The following is a 16,420-nucleotide window of genomic DNA, read 5'->3' as shown; positions in this document are numbered from 1 at the left end:
CGGCAGGGGCCGTGGCGGGAATCGCCTCACACCGGCACGGGCGCGAGGAGATCCGCGTGCCAGCGCTGCGCCACATCCGGGTGGGAGCGCAGACGGCCCTTCAGGTAGTTCTGCCCCACCGAGCGGAAGAGCGGGTTCTCAGGGTCGCTCGCCGGTCCCTTCGCCTCGGCCGCCAGGTGCGGGGGCAGGTTCAGCAGCGGCACCTCCGCATCCAGCCGCGCCCCGAGGAAGAAGGCGACGGAGACGCGGTCCTCGCCCGGCGGCGGGCTGACCACGCGGTGGATGGTGGCACGCAGATAGCCGTTCGAGGCCAGCTCCAGCAGCTCCCCGATGTTCACCACGAAGGTGCCGGGCACGGGCACGGCGTCCACCCAGCTTCCGTCCTCCTTCTGCACCTGCAGCCCGCGGCGGCTGTCCTGCAGCACGAAGGTGAGAAGGCCGCTGTCCTTGTGCGCGCCCACGCCCTGGTCGTCGCGCGGGCCTTCCTGGCCGGGGTAGCGGATGATCTTCATCGTCTGGTTCGGCGTGCCCTGCACGATGCCGTCGAAGGCGTCGGCAGGCTGCTCCAGCGCCTCGGCGGAGGCGCGCAGCAGGCGGGTGGCCACGGCCGTCAGCGCGGCCTGCCAGTTCAGCAGGGCGGGGCGCAGGTCGGGCAGGGCCCTCGGCCACTGGTTCGGGCCCTGGAGGCGCGCCCAGGGCGGAGAATCCGGCGTGCGGGGCAGGGCCTCGCGCTCGGCGTGGATGTCGAACTGCTCGCGCCAGTCCGGCTTGCCGCGCGTCAGCTCCTGGCCGGCACGGTTGTAGCCGCGGAAATGCGGGGAATGGACCATCTGCACGGAGAGCTTGTCGGCCTCCGGCAGCTCGAAGAAGCGGCGGGCGGTCTTCAGCACCGCCGTGCCCTCCGCGTCCGGGATGCCGTGGCCGGCGAGGTAGAAGAAGCCGACGTCGCGGGCAGTGGCGCGCAGGTGTTGCAGGAAGGCGGCGCGGTCCTCCGCTGGGCCATCCAGCCGGCGGAGGTCAATCAGGGGAAGGGCGAGTTCGCTCATTCTTGGGTCCTCAGGCGGCCGCTTGCAGCCGGATGGCGTCCAACGCCTGCGAGAGATCGGCCAGGATATCGTCGATGTGCTCGATGCCGATGGAGAGGCGGACATAGCCGGGCGTGACGCCGCTCGCCAGCTGCTCCTCGGCCGAGAGCTGGCTGTGGGTGGTGGTGGCGGGGTGGATCGCCAGGCTGCGTGCATCCCCGATATTGGCGACGTGGTAGAGGAGCTTCAGCCCGTCGATGAAGCGCGCGCCATCGGCCGCGCCGCCCGCCAGCTCGAAGCCCACCAGCGCGCCGGGGCCGCCGGTCAGCACGCGGTCCGCCCGCGCCCGCGCCTCGCCGGTCTGGAGTGAGGGGTGGATGACGCGCGTGACCTGCGGGTGCCGGGCGAGCCAGGCGGCGACGGCGGTGGCGTTGCTCACCTGCCGCTCGATCCGCAGGGGCAGGGTTTCCAGGCCCTGGATGAGCTGGAAGGCGTTGAAGGGCGAGATGGGGGCGCCAAGGTCGCGCTGCACGGTGCTGCGGACCAGGGCGGCGTAGGCGCCGATCCCGTGGCGCTGCGCCACCTCCGTCCAGACCGCGCCGTGGTAGCTGGGATCGGGCGTGTTGAGGGCGGGCTGGCGGTCCTTCCAGGCCGTCCAGTCAAAGTTGCCGCCATCGACGATGATGCCGCCAATGGAGGTGCCGTGCCCGCCAATGTATTTCGTGGCGGAGTGCACGACGACCGCAGCGCCGAGTGCCAGCGGGCGCGCGAGGAGCGGGGCAGCGGTGTTATCCACGATCAACGGGATGCCGAGCGCCCGCCCGATAGTCGCCACCTCCGAGATGGGAAAGGCGATCAGCTTCGGGTTGGGCAGGGTCTCCGCGTAGTAGGCGCGCGTGCGCTCATCGGTGGCGCGGCGGAAGTTCTCGGGGTCTGCCGGATCGGCGAAGCGCACCTCCACCCCGCGCTGGGCGAGAGTGTTGGCGAAGAGGTTCCAGGTGCCGCCGTAGAGATCCGTGGATGAGACGATGTTGTCACCCGCGCGGACGAGCGCCAGGACGGAGAAGGCCGAGGCCGCTTGGCCGGAGGCGAGGGCCAGGGCGCCCACCCCGCCCTCCAGCGCCGCCACGCGCTTCTCCAGCACATCCGTCGTCGGGTTCCCAGTGCGGGTGTAGGTGAAGCCCAGCTTCTCCAGGCTGAACAGTTCCCGCGCGTGGTCGGAACTGGGGAACTGGTAGGAGGTGGTCTGGTAGATCGGCACGGCCACGGCGCCGTTCGCGGGATCGGCGCGCCAGCCGGCGTGCAGCACGAGGGTCTCGGGCTTCAGGGTCATGCCATGCTCCTCAGGCGGCCTCACGGAGGCCAAGCGTTTCCAGAACCTCGCGCCGCAGGGCGACGAGGTGCGGGTCGTCCCGGTGGCGGGGGAAAGGGCGGTCCACGGCGATCTCCGAAACCACCCGCGCGGGGCGGGGGGAGAAGACGAGGACGCGCTCGGCCATCAGCAGCGCCTCCTCGACGTCGTGGGTGACGAGGAGGGTGGTGAAGCCCTCCCGTTGCCAGAGGGCGACCAGCTCCTCTTGCATCTTCAGCCGCGTCAGGCTGTCCAGCTTGCCCAGCGGTTCGTCCAGCAACAGCAGGCCCGGGCGGTTCACCAGGGCGCGGGCCAGGGCGGCGCGCTGCGCCATGCCGCCGGAGAGCTGGTGCGGATAGGCCTCCGCGAACTCGTGCAGGCCGACGAGGCGGAGCGCGTCGTCCACCCGCCCGCCCTCTGTCCGGATCAGGCCGCGCGCTTCCAGGCCCAGCGCCGCGTTCGCGCGCACGCTGCGCCAGGGGTAGAGGGTGGGGTCCTGGAACATCAGAACGCGGGAGGGATCGGGGCCGGTGATGGGGGCGCCATCGGCTTCCAGCGTACCGCGCCGCGGCGGTTCCAGCCCCGCGACGAGGCGCAGCAGGGTGGACTTGCCGCAGCCGGAAGGGCCGAGAAGCGCCACGGAGCCGCCGGGGCGGACATCCAGGTCCACATCCTCCAGCACCGGCAGGTCCTGCTCCTTTAGGGCGAAGGCGTGATGGATGCCTCGCAGGCGCAGGCCGATCGGGTTCACCACCGCACCACCCCCTTTTGCCAGGCCAGCTTCCCGTCCCGCAGGCGGAAGAGCAGCGTGACGAGGCCCGTGCACATCCCGGCCAAGACCAGGAGCGCGGCGTAGACATTGGCGTAGGCCGCCCAGCCCTGGGACCACTGCATGTAGAAGCCCAGGCCCGCCTTCACGCCCATCATCTCCGCCACGACGAGCACGGAGAAGGAGGAGCCGAGCCCCATGAAGAGGCCGACGAAGACGGAGGGCAGCGCCGCGGGCACGGCGACCTTGCGGATGAGGAACCAGGGCCTCGCGCCCATGGTGCGCGCCACATCGTAAAGGCTGCCGGCGACGGAAGCGACGCCGGACCAGGTGAGGACGGCGACGGGGAAGAAGGTGGCCAGCGCGATGAGGAAGGTGCTGGCCTGCCGGCTGGTGGAGAAGGCGAAGAAGGCGATGGGCAGCCAGGCCGTGGCGGGCAGCGGGCCGATCAGCCGCAGCACCGGATGCGCCCAGTAGCCGACCCGGCGCGACCAGCCCATGGCGACACCCGTGACGAAGCCGATCGTGGCGCCGAGGAGATAGCCGGGGATTAGCAGCAGCAGGGAGTGGAGCACGCTCTCGCCGAGCTTGGCGTAGTCGTCGGTGAAGACCTCCAGCAGTGCCTGCGGCGCCACGAAGAACGGGCGCGGCAGCAGGTCCAGCTTCGCCGTGACGAACTCCCAGGCGATCAGGCCGATTGCCAGTGCCACCAGCCAGGGTCCGGCTGGACGGAGCCGAGCGACAGGCCCCGGTGCCCCGGCCATCGCAGCCGCGACGAGCAGGAGCCCCACCGCCGCGGCAACGCCGCCGAGCAGCTCCGTGCGGCCGTACTCGTCGATGTCGGGCCATGCCAGAACGATGCCGGCGGCGGCCAGCCAAGCCAGCCCCGCGGCGCCGCCCCCCGCCCAGACCCGCCAGGGGCGGATGTCCTGCGCGGCCGGGAGAGAGCCCGCCTCGACGCTCGCGCTCACGACAGGACGTCCGCGAAGACCCGCTCGGAGAAGCGGGTAGGATCGGTATTCGGGCGAATTACCTGCACCAGCTTTAGCTCCTCCGTGTAGCGCGCGATCTCCTGGCGCAGCCCGGCGCCCGCGGGGTGGTGGTGGTGGGTATGGTCGCGCACCATCGCCTCCAGCTGCTCCACCGGCGCCTTGGCATAGGGGGCGAAGATGCGCGCAGCCTCGGCAGGGTTGGCGACGATCCACTCCTGCGCTTCCAGCAGCGCGGCGGTGAGGGCGCGAGCCGCCGGCCTGTCGCGGCGGATGAGGTTGCCGCGCACGCCGAGCACGCAGCAGGCGCGGCCCGTATACTCGCCCTGGAGGTTGTTGGAGATCTCGTGCAGCCCGTCGCGCTCACGAATCATCCAGGCGAGCGGGTCGCCGAGAGCGAAGGCCTGCACCTCCCCGCGCTGCAAGGCGACACCGAGCAGGTCCGCGGGGAACTGGCGCCAGGTCACGTCCTTCAGCGGATCGATGCCCTTCTGCGCCAGCAGGATGGAGAAGAAGTTCTTGTCCGGCGCCGCCATGTCGGAGACGCCGATGGTTTTCCCCTTCAGGCTCTCCAGCGTGCGGAACTCCGAGTTTCCGGCGGAGAAGAGCCGCATGCAGCCTCCGTGGATGCCGCTGGTGATCTTCACGTCGAAGCCGCTCTCCAGCGGCTTCAGCCAGCGCAGCGCCATGCCGACGCCGGCATCGGCCTTCCCCGTCGCGATCGCCTCCAGCAACTGGTCCGTGGTGCCGCCGAAGTTGATTAACTCTACTTTCAAGTTGTGGCGCTCGAAGATGCCGATCTGGTCCGCCACGGGCACGCCGACAGTGCAGACAGCGTTCGCGTTCCAGGTGAGCTTCAATTCGCGCCGCTCACCGGGTGCAGCCGCGGTCGGGGCACCGGCGCTCGCCCGGCAGATGGCGGAAGGATCAAGGCCGAAGGAGGATTCGGCCTCACGCCGGGCGAGGTGTGGGTAATGGGCCATGCCGCCCGTGGGAAGCGCCGCTCCGAGCAGGCCTGCGGCGCGCAGTATGCCGCGCCGCCCGGATCGAGACGTCGTCATCGTGAAGACTCCTTGTGGGTGCGTCGGAAGCGAGCGGCCTTCTCCCGCCGAATGTCAGTGGAAACCCAGCGGGTTCGAATGGCTGCGACAGGAACTGCGGGACGTGGCGCTTGCCAGGCTTGGCCCCCTATCGCGCGATGCTGCTTTCATGAGTTCAAGCTATTGCCGGCGCGGAAGGCGGGAAACAGATGTGTTTTCCGAAGATGGGCCGAGATGTAGCATCGGCATGTTGCGGCAGGGCTTTGTTGTAGGATCGATGCACGACAGGGAACCCGGCACTTGGCTTCCGGCTGGCCGGGTCCGCACCAGGGGTCTAACGATTACCGAGACTCAGACCTCTCGCCCGCCAAGGCAGGGAGCCCACCCGCGTGATCGCCACGGCGGGGCAGCCGCCGAACTTGCGCTCATCCCGGAAGGCTGGGCTGCCGGCCCCATCGGCGTGCTCTCTCGCTGCACGCCGGACAAGATCAGTGAAGCTCCGGATGGTGGTGAAGGCTCCATCGCGGCGTGAGGCAGGGTCGAGCGGCACGGCCGGGCGATCTTTCTCCCATATCTCGCGGTAGGCACCACCATCCCGCACGTGCCGCATCGAGTTCGGGACGATAGGAAGTCCCAGGGTCAACCGCGGCCAACTCAAAGGTTGAGGTGATCTGCGGCCTTTCCTGTCCGATGCGCGGCGAGAACCCGCTCCGGAGATAGGCGGCGGCAGTGGCGGTGACGATGCCGCCGACCTGTAAGCGTCAGCCCGTCATCGTCCTGAGCTGAGGCGCTGAGGCTTCACTCCTCCTTTTAGTGCGAGGCTCCGGCCGCCACCCGCATCGAGCCGCGGGCATCGCTGACCGTCACCCAGATCGTGGAGACGAGGAAATAGAAGGCGCCGAAGGCGGTATAGAGTGCCACGTTGACGATGCTGATGGGATCGGTGTCGCCCGCCACCCTGACGAAGAACGGGCCGGCAAGCGCCGATTGCGCGCCGCTCAGGATCATCGCCCACTGCGCGCCGTAGGACGCCCAGCGCCGGACCACGGTCACCAGCTGGAACAGGCCTGCCAGCACCGCTCAGACGCCGTAGACGATCAGCACGGCGTTCATGCTCCGGCCGAGTGCGACAGCAACGGCCACTCCGGTCGACAGGTTGACGACGTTCAGGATTTGGCTCCCGTTGCGCGCCAGACCGCCACTGCGGCTTGCGTCCAAGACGTTCGCGATCGCATCCCACGCCGGGTAGGCGATCAGCATGAGCGCCACGAGCCGAGGCGAGTTCTGGGCCACCGCGAACGCCGCGCCAACCCAGGCCGCCGACACGCCATTTCCTGGGCGAGGATGCGCTCGCGGTAGCCGCGCAGAAGCTGGACCAGATGCGATCCGAGATCGCCACCTGGGAACCGCTCTCGCGCTCCACGGGCTTTGCTGCGTAACGCGGGCGCCGCCAGGTCCGCCGTGCCATGTAGTTGGCCCAGCGTCCTGCCTGCCGTCGAGCGGCTCCCGAGCCCAACCAGCGTCTCTGCCCGGGGCCATAGGCGCAATGATCGGCTCACCATGTGCCCGATGGGCGAGGGGGAGGGACGTGCCACAGTCCTCCGTCCACCACGTCCCGCGGCACTGACCCTCAACCGGGGCCTACCGATCCGACGAAGATAGACGAGCGCGGAGGCAGGGAATGTCAGGAAGCGGAGATCGGAGCGGCGCCTGTACCTGGGTGCGGGGCGCCGCTGGTGGACCAGCCAGGTGTGGATGCGGGCGGCATCCGCTCAAGCACCGAAGAGACGCCTGATACCCCCGCGCAGGTGCTCCGCCATGGCCTGCCGGGCAGCCTGCTCGTCCATCGCCGTGATGGCATCCACGATGCGGGCATGCTCGCGCGCTATCTCCGGAGGGCCAGCGCCCTCTGGCCGACCGGCGAGTTCGCGCGTCAGCCGGATCCCGGAGATCATCTGTTCGCGAAAGGCCTCCAGGGTCGTCAGGAAGAAGCGATTGCCCGCTGCTCGCGCGATGGCGTGGTGGAACGCGACGTCGGCCTCCAGCTCCGTCGCGTCCTTCTCCAACCGGGCCTGTGCCCGGAGGATCTCCGCGATCGCTGCCGGGTCGGCGCGGCGGGCGGCGTGGGCGGCTACCTCGCTCTCAAGGCTGCAGCGGAACTCCAGGAAGGCTCGCATGTCTGGAATGCTATGGAGCGGGCCGAAGCTCGGGGAAGCGGGCCGGGGAGACTCCCTCACGTAGCTGCCGGACCCCTTGCGGGACACGATGTGACCCTCCGCGCGCAGGCGAGCGAGGGCTTGGCGCAGCACGGGGCGCGAGACGGCGAAGCGGCGCGCCAGCTCCAACTCCGCCGGAAGTCGGGAGTCGCGCGGGAAGCCCTCCGAGCCCAGCAGGTCGCAGAGGCGCTCATAGACTTCGTCACTGAGTGGGCGTCGGGCGGGCTGGTTCATGGGATGTCCAGATCGATAGGTTCGTGAGCCTGGTTCTGTCAAATCAGTCAGATAACATCCTCTGATCTCGATTGCGAGTTGACAGCATTTCAGGATCGGTAAAGCTGCCGGCAAGAATTTGGGTGGGGAGGAACTGGCATGTCCCGTCTTGCTGGCCTGGGCGCCGCCCTGGCCACGCTGCTCTCCGCCTGCACCATCTGGGCGGCGCCGGCCGCTGCCCAGATCCCGAACCGGCCCGTGCGCATCGTGGTCCCCTTCGTCCCGGGCGGCACCAGCGACATCGTCGCGCGCATCCTGGCCGTGGGCGCGACGCCGCACCTGCCGGCGGGCGCGGTGGTGGAGAACAAGGCCGGCGCGGCCGGCAACATCGGCACGGCCGAGGTGGCACGCGCCCAGCCGGATGGCAGCACGCTGATTCAGTGCACCATTGGAACCTGCGCGGCGAACCCCTTCCTCTACGCCAATCCCGGCTACGACCTTCAGCGCAGCTTCGCGCCGGTGATCCTGACAGGGGCGGTGCGGAACGTGATGTCCGTCAGCAACGCCCTGCAAGCAAAGACCCTGGCGGAGGTGATCGCCCTCGCCCGGGCGAAGCCGGGTACCCTGACCTTCGGCTCGTCCGGTGTCGGCGCCTCGAACCAGCTGGCGCCGGAGCTGCTGCGCGGCATGCTCGGCATCAACTGGATCCATGTCCCCTATCGCGGCAGCGGCCCCGCGATCACGGACCTCATCAGCGGGCGCATCGACGTCTTCTTCGACAACGTCCCCTCCATCCTGCCGCAGATCCGCGCCGGCACGGTGCGCCCGATCGCCGCCGTGTCCAACGAGCGCATCCCCGAGCTGCCGGATGTGCCGACCTTCCGCGAGTCCGGCCTTCCGGAACTGGCCCAAGGGCTGGAGATCGACAGCTGGTTCGGCTTCCTCGCGCCCGCTGGGACACCGGATGCGACGGTGGCCGCCCTCAACTCCGCCTTCAACAAGGCGCTGCAGGATCCGGCGGTTCGCCAGCGCCTGCAGGAGGCCGCGGTGGTGCCGTTGGGCGGCCCGCCCTCCCGCATGGCCGACCATCTCCGCAGCGAGGCAGCGCGCTGGGGCGGGGTGATCCGCGCCAACAACATCAGTGCCGAGTAGGAGACGAGTTCGTTGTCCAAGGTCACGCGCCTTCGCACCATCCGCATCACCGAGCGGCCCAACCTGATCTGGGTCGAGATCGAGACGGAGGAGGGGCTGGTCGGTCTCGGTGAATCCTTTCGCGGCGCCCAGGCGGTGGAGGCGGTGCTGCACGAGGCGGTGGCGCCCTGGCTCATCGGCAAGGATTCCCGCCGGATCGAGCAGATCTCCCGCCACCTGATGACGCCCTATCTCGGCTTCCACAGCGCGAGCGCGGAGGTGCGCGCCGCGAGCGCGGTGGACATCGCCCTCTGGGACCTCGCGGGCCAGCGCCACGGCATCCCCGTGCATGAGGCGCTGGGCGGCGCGGTGCGGACGGAGGTGCGCGCCTACAACACTTGCGCGGGCTACGCCTACAACACCAGCGGCGGCCGCCGCGCCACCTCCGGCCAGGAGGAGGCGGTGGGTCCCTACGACGACCAGGTGGCCTTCATGAAGGATGCCGGGAAGTTGGCGGAGAGCCTGCTCTCCGAGGGATATACGGCGATGAAGATCTGGCCGCTGGACATCTACGCCGAGGCCTCCGGCGGCCACCTGATCACGCTTGAGGACCTCAAGGCAGGAATTGAGCCCTTCCGCAAGATTCGCCGCGCGGTGGGTGACCGGATCGAGGTGATGGCGGAGCTGCACAGCATCTGGTCCAGCCACGCCGCCATCCGCATCTGCCGCGCGCTGGAGGATGTGGGGGTCTTCTGGGCCGAGGACCCGATCGCCAAGATGGACGACGCGCGCGCCCTGGCGGACCTGCGCCGCCAGACACGCACGCCGATCTGCGGCAGCGAGACGCTGGGCGGCGCCGTGCCCTTCCGCGACCTGCTGGCGGCGGACGCGCTGGACATGGTGATGATCGACCTCGCCTGGTGCGGCGGGCTGACGGAGGGGCGCAAGATCGCCGCCCTGGCCGAGGCCTACGCCAAGCCGCTGGCACCGCATGACTGCACCGGGCCCATCACGCTCATGGCCGGGCTGCACCTCGCGCTGCACGCGCCAACGGCCATCTTCCAGGAGGTGGTGCGCGCGACCCTCGCCACCTGGTACCGCGACCTGGTAACGGAACTGCCGGTTCTGAAGAACGGCATGGTGCAAGCCCCTACCGCGCCGGGGCTGGGTACAAGGCTGCAGGACGCCGTGCGGACTCGGCCGGATGCCGTGGTGCGCGAGAGCGCGGCCTGATGCGGGCCCTGCTGGTCGGCGCCCATGCCCCGCAGGCGCCGCGACTACAGGCGCTGCTCGGCCACGGGCATGAGGCGGTGCCGGTGGCGAGCCTGCCGGCGAGCGGCCCCATCGTCGCCGACGTGCTGGTCAGCACGCGACTGACGCTGGAGGAGGGGGCGCGGTTGCAGGGCTGTCGGCTGGTGCAGGTGCCGGGCGCCGGGCTGGACGGCATCGCCGAGGGTGCCGTGCCGGCCGGCGTGCCCATCTGCAACGTCTTCGAGCACGAGATCCCGATTGCCGAGTACGTGATCTTCACGGTGCTGGCGCACGTGCTGGCCCTCCATGAGCTTCCTGCCAAGCTCGATGCCAAGGGCTGGGCGGAGATCCACCCGCGCCGCCCCTTCCACGGCGAGGCGGCGGGCCGGACCATGACGCTGGTGGGCTTCGGCCACATCGGGAAGGAGGTTGCCGGCCGCGCGCGCGCCCTGGGGATGAGGATCGTCGCCGTCACCCGCAGCGGCCGCCCGGACGCCCTTGCCGACAGCAGCCTGCCCGTTTCCCGCTTGCGGGAGGTGCTGCCGGAGACGGATGTACTGGTGCTGTGCTGCCCCCTGGACGAGAGCACGCGCGGGCTGGTCGGCGCCGCCGAGCTCGCCGCGATGAAGCCGACGGCCTTTCTTGTGAACGTCGCCCGGGCCGAGGTGCTGGACGAACAGGCGGCCTACGAGGCGCTGCGGGACCGCCGCATCGCCGGCGCCGCCATCGACGTGTGGTACCGTTACCCCAAGCCGGGCGAGGCGGAGTGTCCTCCCTCCCGCTTTCCCTTCCATGAGCTGCCGAACCTGCGCGCCACGCCGCACATCTCCGGGTGGTCGGAAGGCCTCATGCCGCGTCGCTACGCCTTTATCGCCGAGAACATCCGGGCGCTCGAGACCGGGCGCCCCCTGAGGAACGTGGTGCGACCGCCCGGGTAGAGGCGGCGCGACAAGGGGAGGAACGAACGGCATGCTCATCCAGGCGGAGCAACTGCGCGCTGAGACAGACCTCATCCTGCGCGGCGCCGGCAGCAGCGCGGAGGAGGCGGCGATCGTCGCCGACCACCTGGTCGAAGCCAACCTGCGCGGCCATGACAGCCACGGCGTGGGCGTGCTGCCGGCCTATATCCGCAACATTGGCGCTGGCCGCCTGCGCCCGAACCGCCACGCCGAATTCCTCCGGCAGGATCCCACGATCGCGGTGGTGGACGGCGGCATGGGCTTTGGCCAGGTGGTTGCGCGGGAGGCGACGGACTGGACCATCGGCGCGGCGAAGGAGAGCGGCCTCGCCCTGCTGGCTCTGCGGAACGTGCACCATATCGGGCGCGTTGGCAGCTATGGCGAGCAGGCGGCGGCAGCGGGGCTGATCATGCTTGCCTTCGTCAATGGTATCTCTGGCGCGCCGCGCGTGGCGCCGCATGGCGGGCGGGAGCCGCGGACGGGTACGAACCCCATCTGCATCGCCGTGCCGCACGGCGATGCGCCGGTGGTGCTCGACTTCGCCACCAGCCGGATTGCGCTGAACAAGGTGCGCGTGGCGCGTAACGAGGGGCGCCACGTCGCGCCCGGCTCCATCATCACCCATGAGGGCGAGCCCTCCACCGACCCGGAGGTGCTGTACGGGGAGGGACCGCGCGGCGCGCTGCTCTCCTTCGGGGAGCACAAGGGCTCCGGCCTGTCCCTCATCTGTGAGCTGCTGGGCGGGGCCCTGGCCGGGGGCGGAGCCGCGCAGCGGGCGGATGCCGCGGACCCGGCGATCATCAACGGCATGACAGCGATCGTGATCGATCCCGGCCGGGTGGTGGACCTACCCTGGTTCGCGCGGGAGGTGGAGGCGGTGGTCGCGCACATGAAGACCGCGGCGTCGATCGATCCGGATCGGCCGGTGATGGTCGCCGGGGACCCGGAGCGCGCAAGCCGCGCCCGGCGCCTGGCGGAGGGCATCCCTGTGGACGCCACGACCTGGCGCGAGATCGGCAAAGCGGCGGCAAGCGTGGGAGTCGTGTTGAAAGCCGTCTGAGGATCACCGGAAAGGGCCGCCCCTGCGCGCCCGGAACGAACCGGCGGAGAAGCCGGAGAGGGAGGAAGAGATGGGCGAGAAGCATCCGTTACCCGCGGGCATGACGCGGCGCGCCCTGGGGGCGGCAACCCTCGGCACCGCGCTCGCTTCGCCGGCCCTGGCGCAGCGCGCCTGGCCCGCCGAGCGGCCGATCGAGGTGGTGGTGCCCTTCACCCCCGGCGGCGGCAGCGATCTTATCGCGCGTGCCACGCTGCCCTATGTGCAGAAGCTCCTGCCCGGCTCGAACTTCATCATCTCCAACCGGCCGGGCGCGTCCGGCCAGACCGGCAACGAGTTCGTCTTCAACGCCCGGCCGGACGGCTACTTGCTCACGGTCGTCACCTCTCCCACCCTGGTCACCATCCCTATCGAGCGGCCCACTCGCTATAGAGCCGGCGAGTTCAGCTTCATCGCCAACGTCGTGGATGATCCCGGCGGGATCTGGGTACGCCCCGCATCCCCCTATCGCAGCATGGCGGACCTGGTCGACGCCGCGCGGACTAGGCCGGAGGGGCTCTCGTACGGGACCACGGGTGTCGGCTCGGACGACCACCTGCTGGTCCTGGACATCGCGCAGAAGGCGCCGGGCACGCGCTTCGTGCATGTCCCCTTCAACAGCTCCTCGCCCATGCAGACCGCTCTGCTGGGCGGCCACCTCGACTTCGGCTCCTACAACATGAGCGAGGGCTACGAGGGGTTGACTGACGGCCGCTCCCGCTGCCTCGCCCAGGCCGGTGCCGCGCGCTGGCACAAGGCGCCAGGGGTGCCCACCTTGCAGGAGGCGGGAGTGGCCCTCTCCGGCGGCGGAGCCCAGCGCGGCATCTGCGGTCCGCCCGGCCTGCCCGCTGAGATCCATGGCCGGCTGGTGGAGGCGTTCCGCACCGTCCTGGCTGATCCGGCCTTCCTGACGGAGGCAGACCGGCTGGGCATGCCGATCCGCTCGATCGTCGGGGACGAGTACCGCGCCTTCACGCTCGGCCGGGAGGCGGAGTTCCGGAAGCTGTGGCAGGAGAAGCCCTGGCGAGAGGGATGAGGTCCCCGGGATGCGGCCGCGCGCCATGCTGATCACCGCACCGGCGAGATCCCGCCTTCTGCCCAGGTGCCCACCCCAGCGGAGGCCGGGCTGCCCGACCTCGTCGTGTCCTCGTGGCAGGCGATCATGGCGCCCGCGGGAACGCCCGCACCGCTGATACGGCAGGTGAACGCGGCCCTCGTCGCCGCGCTGCGCGACGCATCGACCCGCGCGCGGCTGGAGGGGCTCGGCTTCGAGGTGCCGGCCTGCTCCTGGCCGCCCCGGCGGGCTTCTCTGAAGATCCGGCCGTGGGCCAGCTCATGGAACGTGGTTGCACAACCCGCCCACCCCGATGTGCCGGCTGGACCCGTCATTGGCCGGAGGCAATCTCCCGTGCCCTTCGGGCTTACGGTGAATGCTCCTTGGCGGGCCCGACAGGATCCCGCTGAGCGCCACGTATGCTAGGCGTCTTCCTGCTGCGGCCACCGGTGGCCAGCAGGATGATCACCGGCAGACTCACCACGACCAGAGCCAGGGCTGCCACGGCGCCCTCCTCGTAGGTGCCGCGCGCGGCCTCCGCGTAGAGGGCGGTAGCCAGGGTTTCCCGGTTGAATGGCCGAAGCAGCAGGGTAGCGGGAAGTTCCTTCATCGCGTCCAGGAAGACCAGCAGCGCCGAGGCCGATAGGGCGGGCAGGAGTTGCGGCAGGTGAATGCGGGTCAAGGTCTTCCACGGCCCCGCCCCGAGGGAGCGCGCGGACCAGTCCACCTGCGGCTGGATCCTGAGATAGGCCGCGTCCAGCCCAGCGGCGGGGACAGCGAGGAAACGGACGTAGTAGGCGAGGACGACGGCACCGACCGTTCCCGAGAGGGCGGGCACCCAGCGGGCCAGACCCTCCGTCATCTCATCCATTGCCCCCAGCACCACGATCATCCCCACGGCCGCGATGCCGCCCGGTAACGCGTAGCCGAACATGCTGAGCCGCAGGAGCGCACGATCCAGAACCCCGCGCCGTTCCGGCCGGCCGTCACCCCGCGCATTGGAGGCGAGGAGGAGTGCCGAAGGCAGGACCAGCGCGGTGCAGATGGCCGAGAGGAGCACGCTGTTGGCGATCCATGCGCCCAGCGCCGGCGGCAGCCCGAACTCCGCCACGCGCCGCCACGCCGCCCAGAGGAGATACCCGCCCGGCACCACGAAGCCGAGGAAGGCCGGCACGGCGCAGAGCAGCGCCGCGAGGAGCCCGCGCCCTGCCGGCAGAGGTGCCAGGTCCGGTCGCACCATCTCCCGCACGGCCTGACCGCCCCGTGCCCGGGCGCGCGCCCAGCCATCGAGTGCAAGGAGGAGGCCGACGAGGACGAGGAGGGCCAGCGCGATCTGCGCCGCTCCCTCCAGCGAGGAGCGCGTGATCCAGGTGACATAGACCGAGACGGTGAGGGTTCGGACACCGAGGAATTCGGCGGCGCCGACGTCGTTCAGCGTCTCCAGGAGGGCCAGGGTGGTCCCCGCGGCGATGGCGGGCCAGGCCATGGGGAGACCGACGGAACGGAGCAGCCGCCAGCCGCCCGCGCCCAGGCTCCGCCCCGCCCGGAGCAGGTCCGCCCCCTGGGTGTCGAAGGCGGCACGGGCCGCAAGGTAGGCGTAAGGATAGAGGACGCTTCCCATTACCAGGACGCACCCGCCCAGGGATCGCATTTCCGGCAAGGGGATGTCGCGGGGATCCGTCAGTCCCAGCAGGGCGCGAAGCCCGGACTGCACGGGCCCAGCGGGGTGCATCACGTCCAGCCAAGCATAGGCGGAGACGTAGGTGGGCAGGGCGAGCGGCAGGATCAGCGCCCAGGACAGCACTCGCCGGCCCGGGAAGCGGTAGCAGGAGACCAGCCAGGCCGTGCCCGCGCCAACCCCTGCCACCACGGCGCCGACGCCGGCCAGCAGCAGAGCCGTCTCCACCGCCGCCTGGGGCAGGACATGGCGGACCAGATGCGGCCAGAGGTCCCCCGCGCCCCACATGGCAGCCTGGACGAGGGCGACGACCGGCAGCGCGACGAGCGCCACGCTGGCGGCCGCGCCGGGCCGGAAAAATCTCAAGCGGCCGGCCGTCCCTCAGCGGTCGAAGCCGACCTCGTCCACGATGCGGCTGACGGCGGTGCGGCGCGCCGCAACCTCCGGCATGGAGACGTCCCGCGGGGCCAGGCTGCCGAAGCCCTCGACGATGGGGTTCGTCGGCGTGCCCGGGCGCACCGGGTTCTCGAAGTTGGCGTTGGCGTAGACGGTCTGCGCCTCGGGCGAGACCATGAACTCCAGCAGGCGCTGCGCCTCGGCCCGGTTCGGGGCGTGGCGGGTGACGACGGCGCCGGTCAGGTTCACGGCTGTCTCATTGGCGGGCAGCACCACGCGCACCGCCTCGCCCCAGCGCTTCTGCTCGTCCCCGCCCCGGCCGGAGAGCATGAGGCCTGCATAGTAGGTGTTCGCCACCCCCACGTCGCAGATCCCGGCCATGATGTCGCGCGCCACCTCGCGGTCGCCGCCCGCGGCGCGGCGGGCCAGGTTCGCCTTCAGCTTCGTCAGGTAGTCGCGCAGCCAGGGCTCGCCGTGCTCGATGATCAGGTGGGAGAAGAGGGCCGTGTTGTAGGGATGCTGGCCGGAGCGGATGCAGACCCGGCCCTTGAAGCGCGGATCGGTCAGGTCCTCGTAGGTCAGCTTCGCGGCCTCGGCCTCCGGGATGCGCTCACGCGAGGCGTAGATGGCCCGGGCGCGGGTGGAGAGGGCGAACCAGCGGCCCTGCGGATCGCGCAGGTTGGCGGGGATGGCGCCCTCCAGCACCCCGGACCGGACGGGCTGGGCCAGGTCCCGGTCCACCAGCTCCATGAGGTTGCCCACATCCACCACCATGGCGACATCGGCGCGCGACCGGCTGCCCTCGGCGGCGAGACGCTCGGCAAGCCCGCCTTGGACGAAGACGGTGTTCACCTGGATGCCGGTCTCGGCCGTGAAGCGCTCGGTCAGGGGGCGCAGCAGGCCCGGTTCCCGTGTTGTGTAGAGGTTGACCTCCGCGGCCTGTGCCGCGGCCGGAGCCAGGAGCAAGGAAAGGGCGAAGAGGGCACTCCGCGGGCGGATCATGGTGCTGGCCTTGCTGAGATGAACGGGCCGTAATCTGTACCGAGCCGGTAACAGGGGCAATAGGATGAGAATGATAGTCAACTGATCTGCTGTGGAAAGTTGGTGAAGTCGCATGGCCCATCGCCTGAGGGCTATTCCAGTTCGGAGAGGGGTCTCACCCGACCGACGTCATATATGAACAAATCAAACAACTGTTCATATATTGATGGTTTCGATCCGGCCGTCTATTGGCGTCGGCACTCGACGGAAT

General features: G+C 70.2%; 15 protein-coding genes. 5 read left to right on the top strand and 10 right to left on the bottom strand.

The window, feature by feature from the left end:
- Window positions 1-26: 26 nt before the first annotated feature.
- The 8 genes from NRP21_RS12230 to NRP21_RS12195 all read right to left on the bottom strand — a co-directional run bounded on the left by NRP21_RS12230 (window position 27) and on the right by NRP21_RS12195 (window position 7,624).
- Window positions 27-1,046: an isopenicillin N synthase family dioxygenase gene (locus NRP21_RS12230; protein ID WP_257716475.1), complete on the bottom strand. Its 1,020-nt coding sequence runs from the start codon at window positions 1,044-1,046 to the stop codon at window positions 27-29.
- A gap of 10 nt (window positions 1,047-1,056) precedes the next feature.
- Window positions 1,057-2,358 carry an O-acetylhomoserine aminocarboxypropyltransferase/cysteine synthase family protein gene (locus NRP21_RS12225; protein ID WP_257716474.1) on the bottom strand — a complete coding sequence of 434 codons (1,302 nt, stop codon included), beginning with the start codon at window positions 2,356-2,358 and terminating at the stop codon, window positions 1,057-1,059.
- 10 nt (window positions 2,359-2,368) lie between these two features.
- Complete coding sequence (locus NRP21_RS12220; RefSeq protein WP_408639618.1) at window positions 2,369-3,130, bottom strand: ABC transporter ATP-binding protein; 762 nt, start codon at window positions 3,128-3,130, stop codon at window positions 2,369-2,371.
- Entirely contained in the window at window positions 3,124-4,116 is a 993-nt protein-coding gene (locus NRP21_RS12215; protein WP_257716473.1) for an ABC transporter permease, read from the bottom strand. Before NRP21_RS12215 ends, NRP21_RS12220 begins: the two co-directional genes overlap by 7 nt.
- Entirely contained in the window at window positions 4,113-5,195 is a 1,083-nt protein-coding gene (locus tag NRP21_RS12210; protein WP_257716472.1) for an ABC transporter substrate-binding protein, read from the bottom strand. The genes NRP21_RS12215 and NRP21_RS12210 overlap by 4 nt, the downstream gene beginning before the upstream one ends.
- 789 nt (window positions 5,196-5,984) lie before the next feature.
- Entirely contained in the window at window positions 5,985-6,251 is a 267-nt protein-coding gene (locus tag NRP21_RS12205; protein WP_257716471.1) for a hypothetical protein, read from the bottom strand.
- 3 nt (window positions 6,252-6,254) lie between these two features.
- The gene (locus tag NRP21_RS12200; protein ID WP_257716470.1) at window positions 6,255-6,500 is read right to left on the bottom strand and encodes a hypothetical protein; all 246 of its coding nucleotides are present in this window, start codon (window positions 6,498-6,500) and stop codon (window positions 6,255-6,257) included.
- A gap of 446 nt (window positions 6,501-6,946) precedes the next feature.
- The gene (locus NRP21_RS12195) at window positions 6,947-7,624 is read right to left on the bottom strand and encodes a FadR/GntR family transcriptional regulator (RefSeq protein ID WP_257716469.1); all 678 of its coding nucleotides are present in this window, start codon (window positions 7,622-7,624) and stop codon (window positions 6,947-6,949) included.
- Window positions 7,625-7,762: 138 nt separating this feature from the next.
- On the opposite strand from NRP21_RS12195, the gene NRP21_RS12190 reads away from it, so the two are divergent.
- The 5 genes from NRP21_RS12190 (at window position 7,763) to NRP21_RS12170 (ending at window position 13,076) form a co-directional block, all read left to right on the top strand.
- The gene (locus NRP21_RS12190; protein WP_257716468.1) at window positions 7,763-8,755 is read left to right on the top strand and encodes a Bug family tripartite tricarboxylate transporter substrate binding protein; all 993 of its coding nucleotides are present in this window, start codon (window positions 7,763-7,765) and stop codon (window positions 8,753-8,755) included.
- 12 nt (window positions 8,756-8,767) lie between these two features.
- Window positions 8,768-9,967: a mandelate racemase/muconate lactonizing enzyme family protein gene (locus tag NRP21_RS12185; protein WP_257716467.1), complete on the top strand. Its 1,200-nt coding sequence runs from the start codon at window positions 8,768-8,770 to the stop codon at window positions 9,965-9,967.
- The gene (locus NRP21_RS12180; RefSeq protein WP_257716466.1) at window positions 9,967-10,923 is read left to right on the top strand and encodes a 2-hydroxyacid dehydrogenase; all 957 of its coding nucleotides are present in this window, start codon (window positions 9,967-9,969) and stop codon (window positions 10,921-10,923) included. The genes NRP21_RS12185 and NRP21_RS12180 overlap by 1 nt, the downstream gene beginning before the upstream one ends.
- A 31-nt stretch (window positions 10,924-10,954) precedes the next feature.
- Window positions 10,955-12,004, top strand: coding sequence for a malate/lactate/ureidoglycolate dehydrogenase (locus NRP21_RS12175; RefSeq protein WP_257716465.1), 1,050 nt, complete (start codon window positions 10,955-10,957; stop codon window positions 12,002-12,004).
- A gap of 70 nt (window positions 12,005-12,074) precedes the next feature.
- Complete coding sequence (locus tag NRP21_RS12170) at window positions 12,075-13,076, top strand: Bug family tripartite tricarboxylate transporter substrate binding protein (protein ID WP_257716464.1); 1,002 nt, start codon at window positions 12,075-12,077, stop codon at window positions 13,074-13,076.
- A gap of 385 nt (window positions 13,077-13,461) precedes the next feature.
- Here NRP21_RS12170 and NRP21_RS12165 read toward each other — a convergent pair whose 3' ends face one another.
- A complete protein-coding gene (locus tag NRP21_RS12165; protein ID WP_257716463.1) occupies window positions 13,462-15,138 on the bottom strand; it encodes an ABC transporter permease in 1,677 nt (558 codons plus the stop codon).
- A gap of 15 nt (window positions 15,139-15,153) precedes the next feature.
- Window positions 15,154-16,170 carry an extracellular solute-binding protein gene (locus NRP21_RS12160; protein WP_257716462.1) on the bottom strand — a complete coding sequence of 339 codons (1,017 nt, stop codon included), beginning with the start codon at window positions 16,168-16,170 and terminating at the stop codon, window positions 15,154-15,156.
- Between the last annotated feature and the right edge of the window lie 250 nt (window positions 16,171-16,420).

Origin of the sequence: Roseomonas populi, assembly GCF_024594815.1 — a bacterium.
Classification (GTDB): domain Bacteria; phylum Pseudomonadota; class Alphaproteobacteria; order Acetobacterales; family Acetobacteraceae; genus Roseomonas; species Roseomonas populi.
Note: the sequence above shows the minus strand (reverse complement) of the source record. Positions and strands in the feature narration are given on the sequence as shown.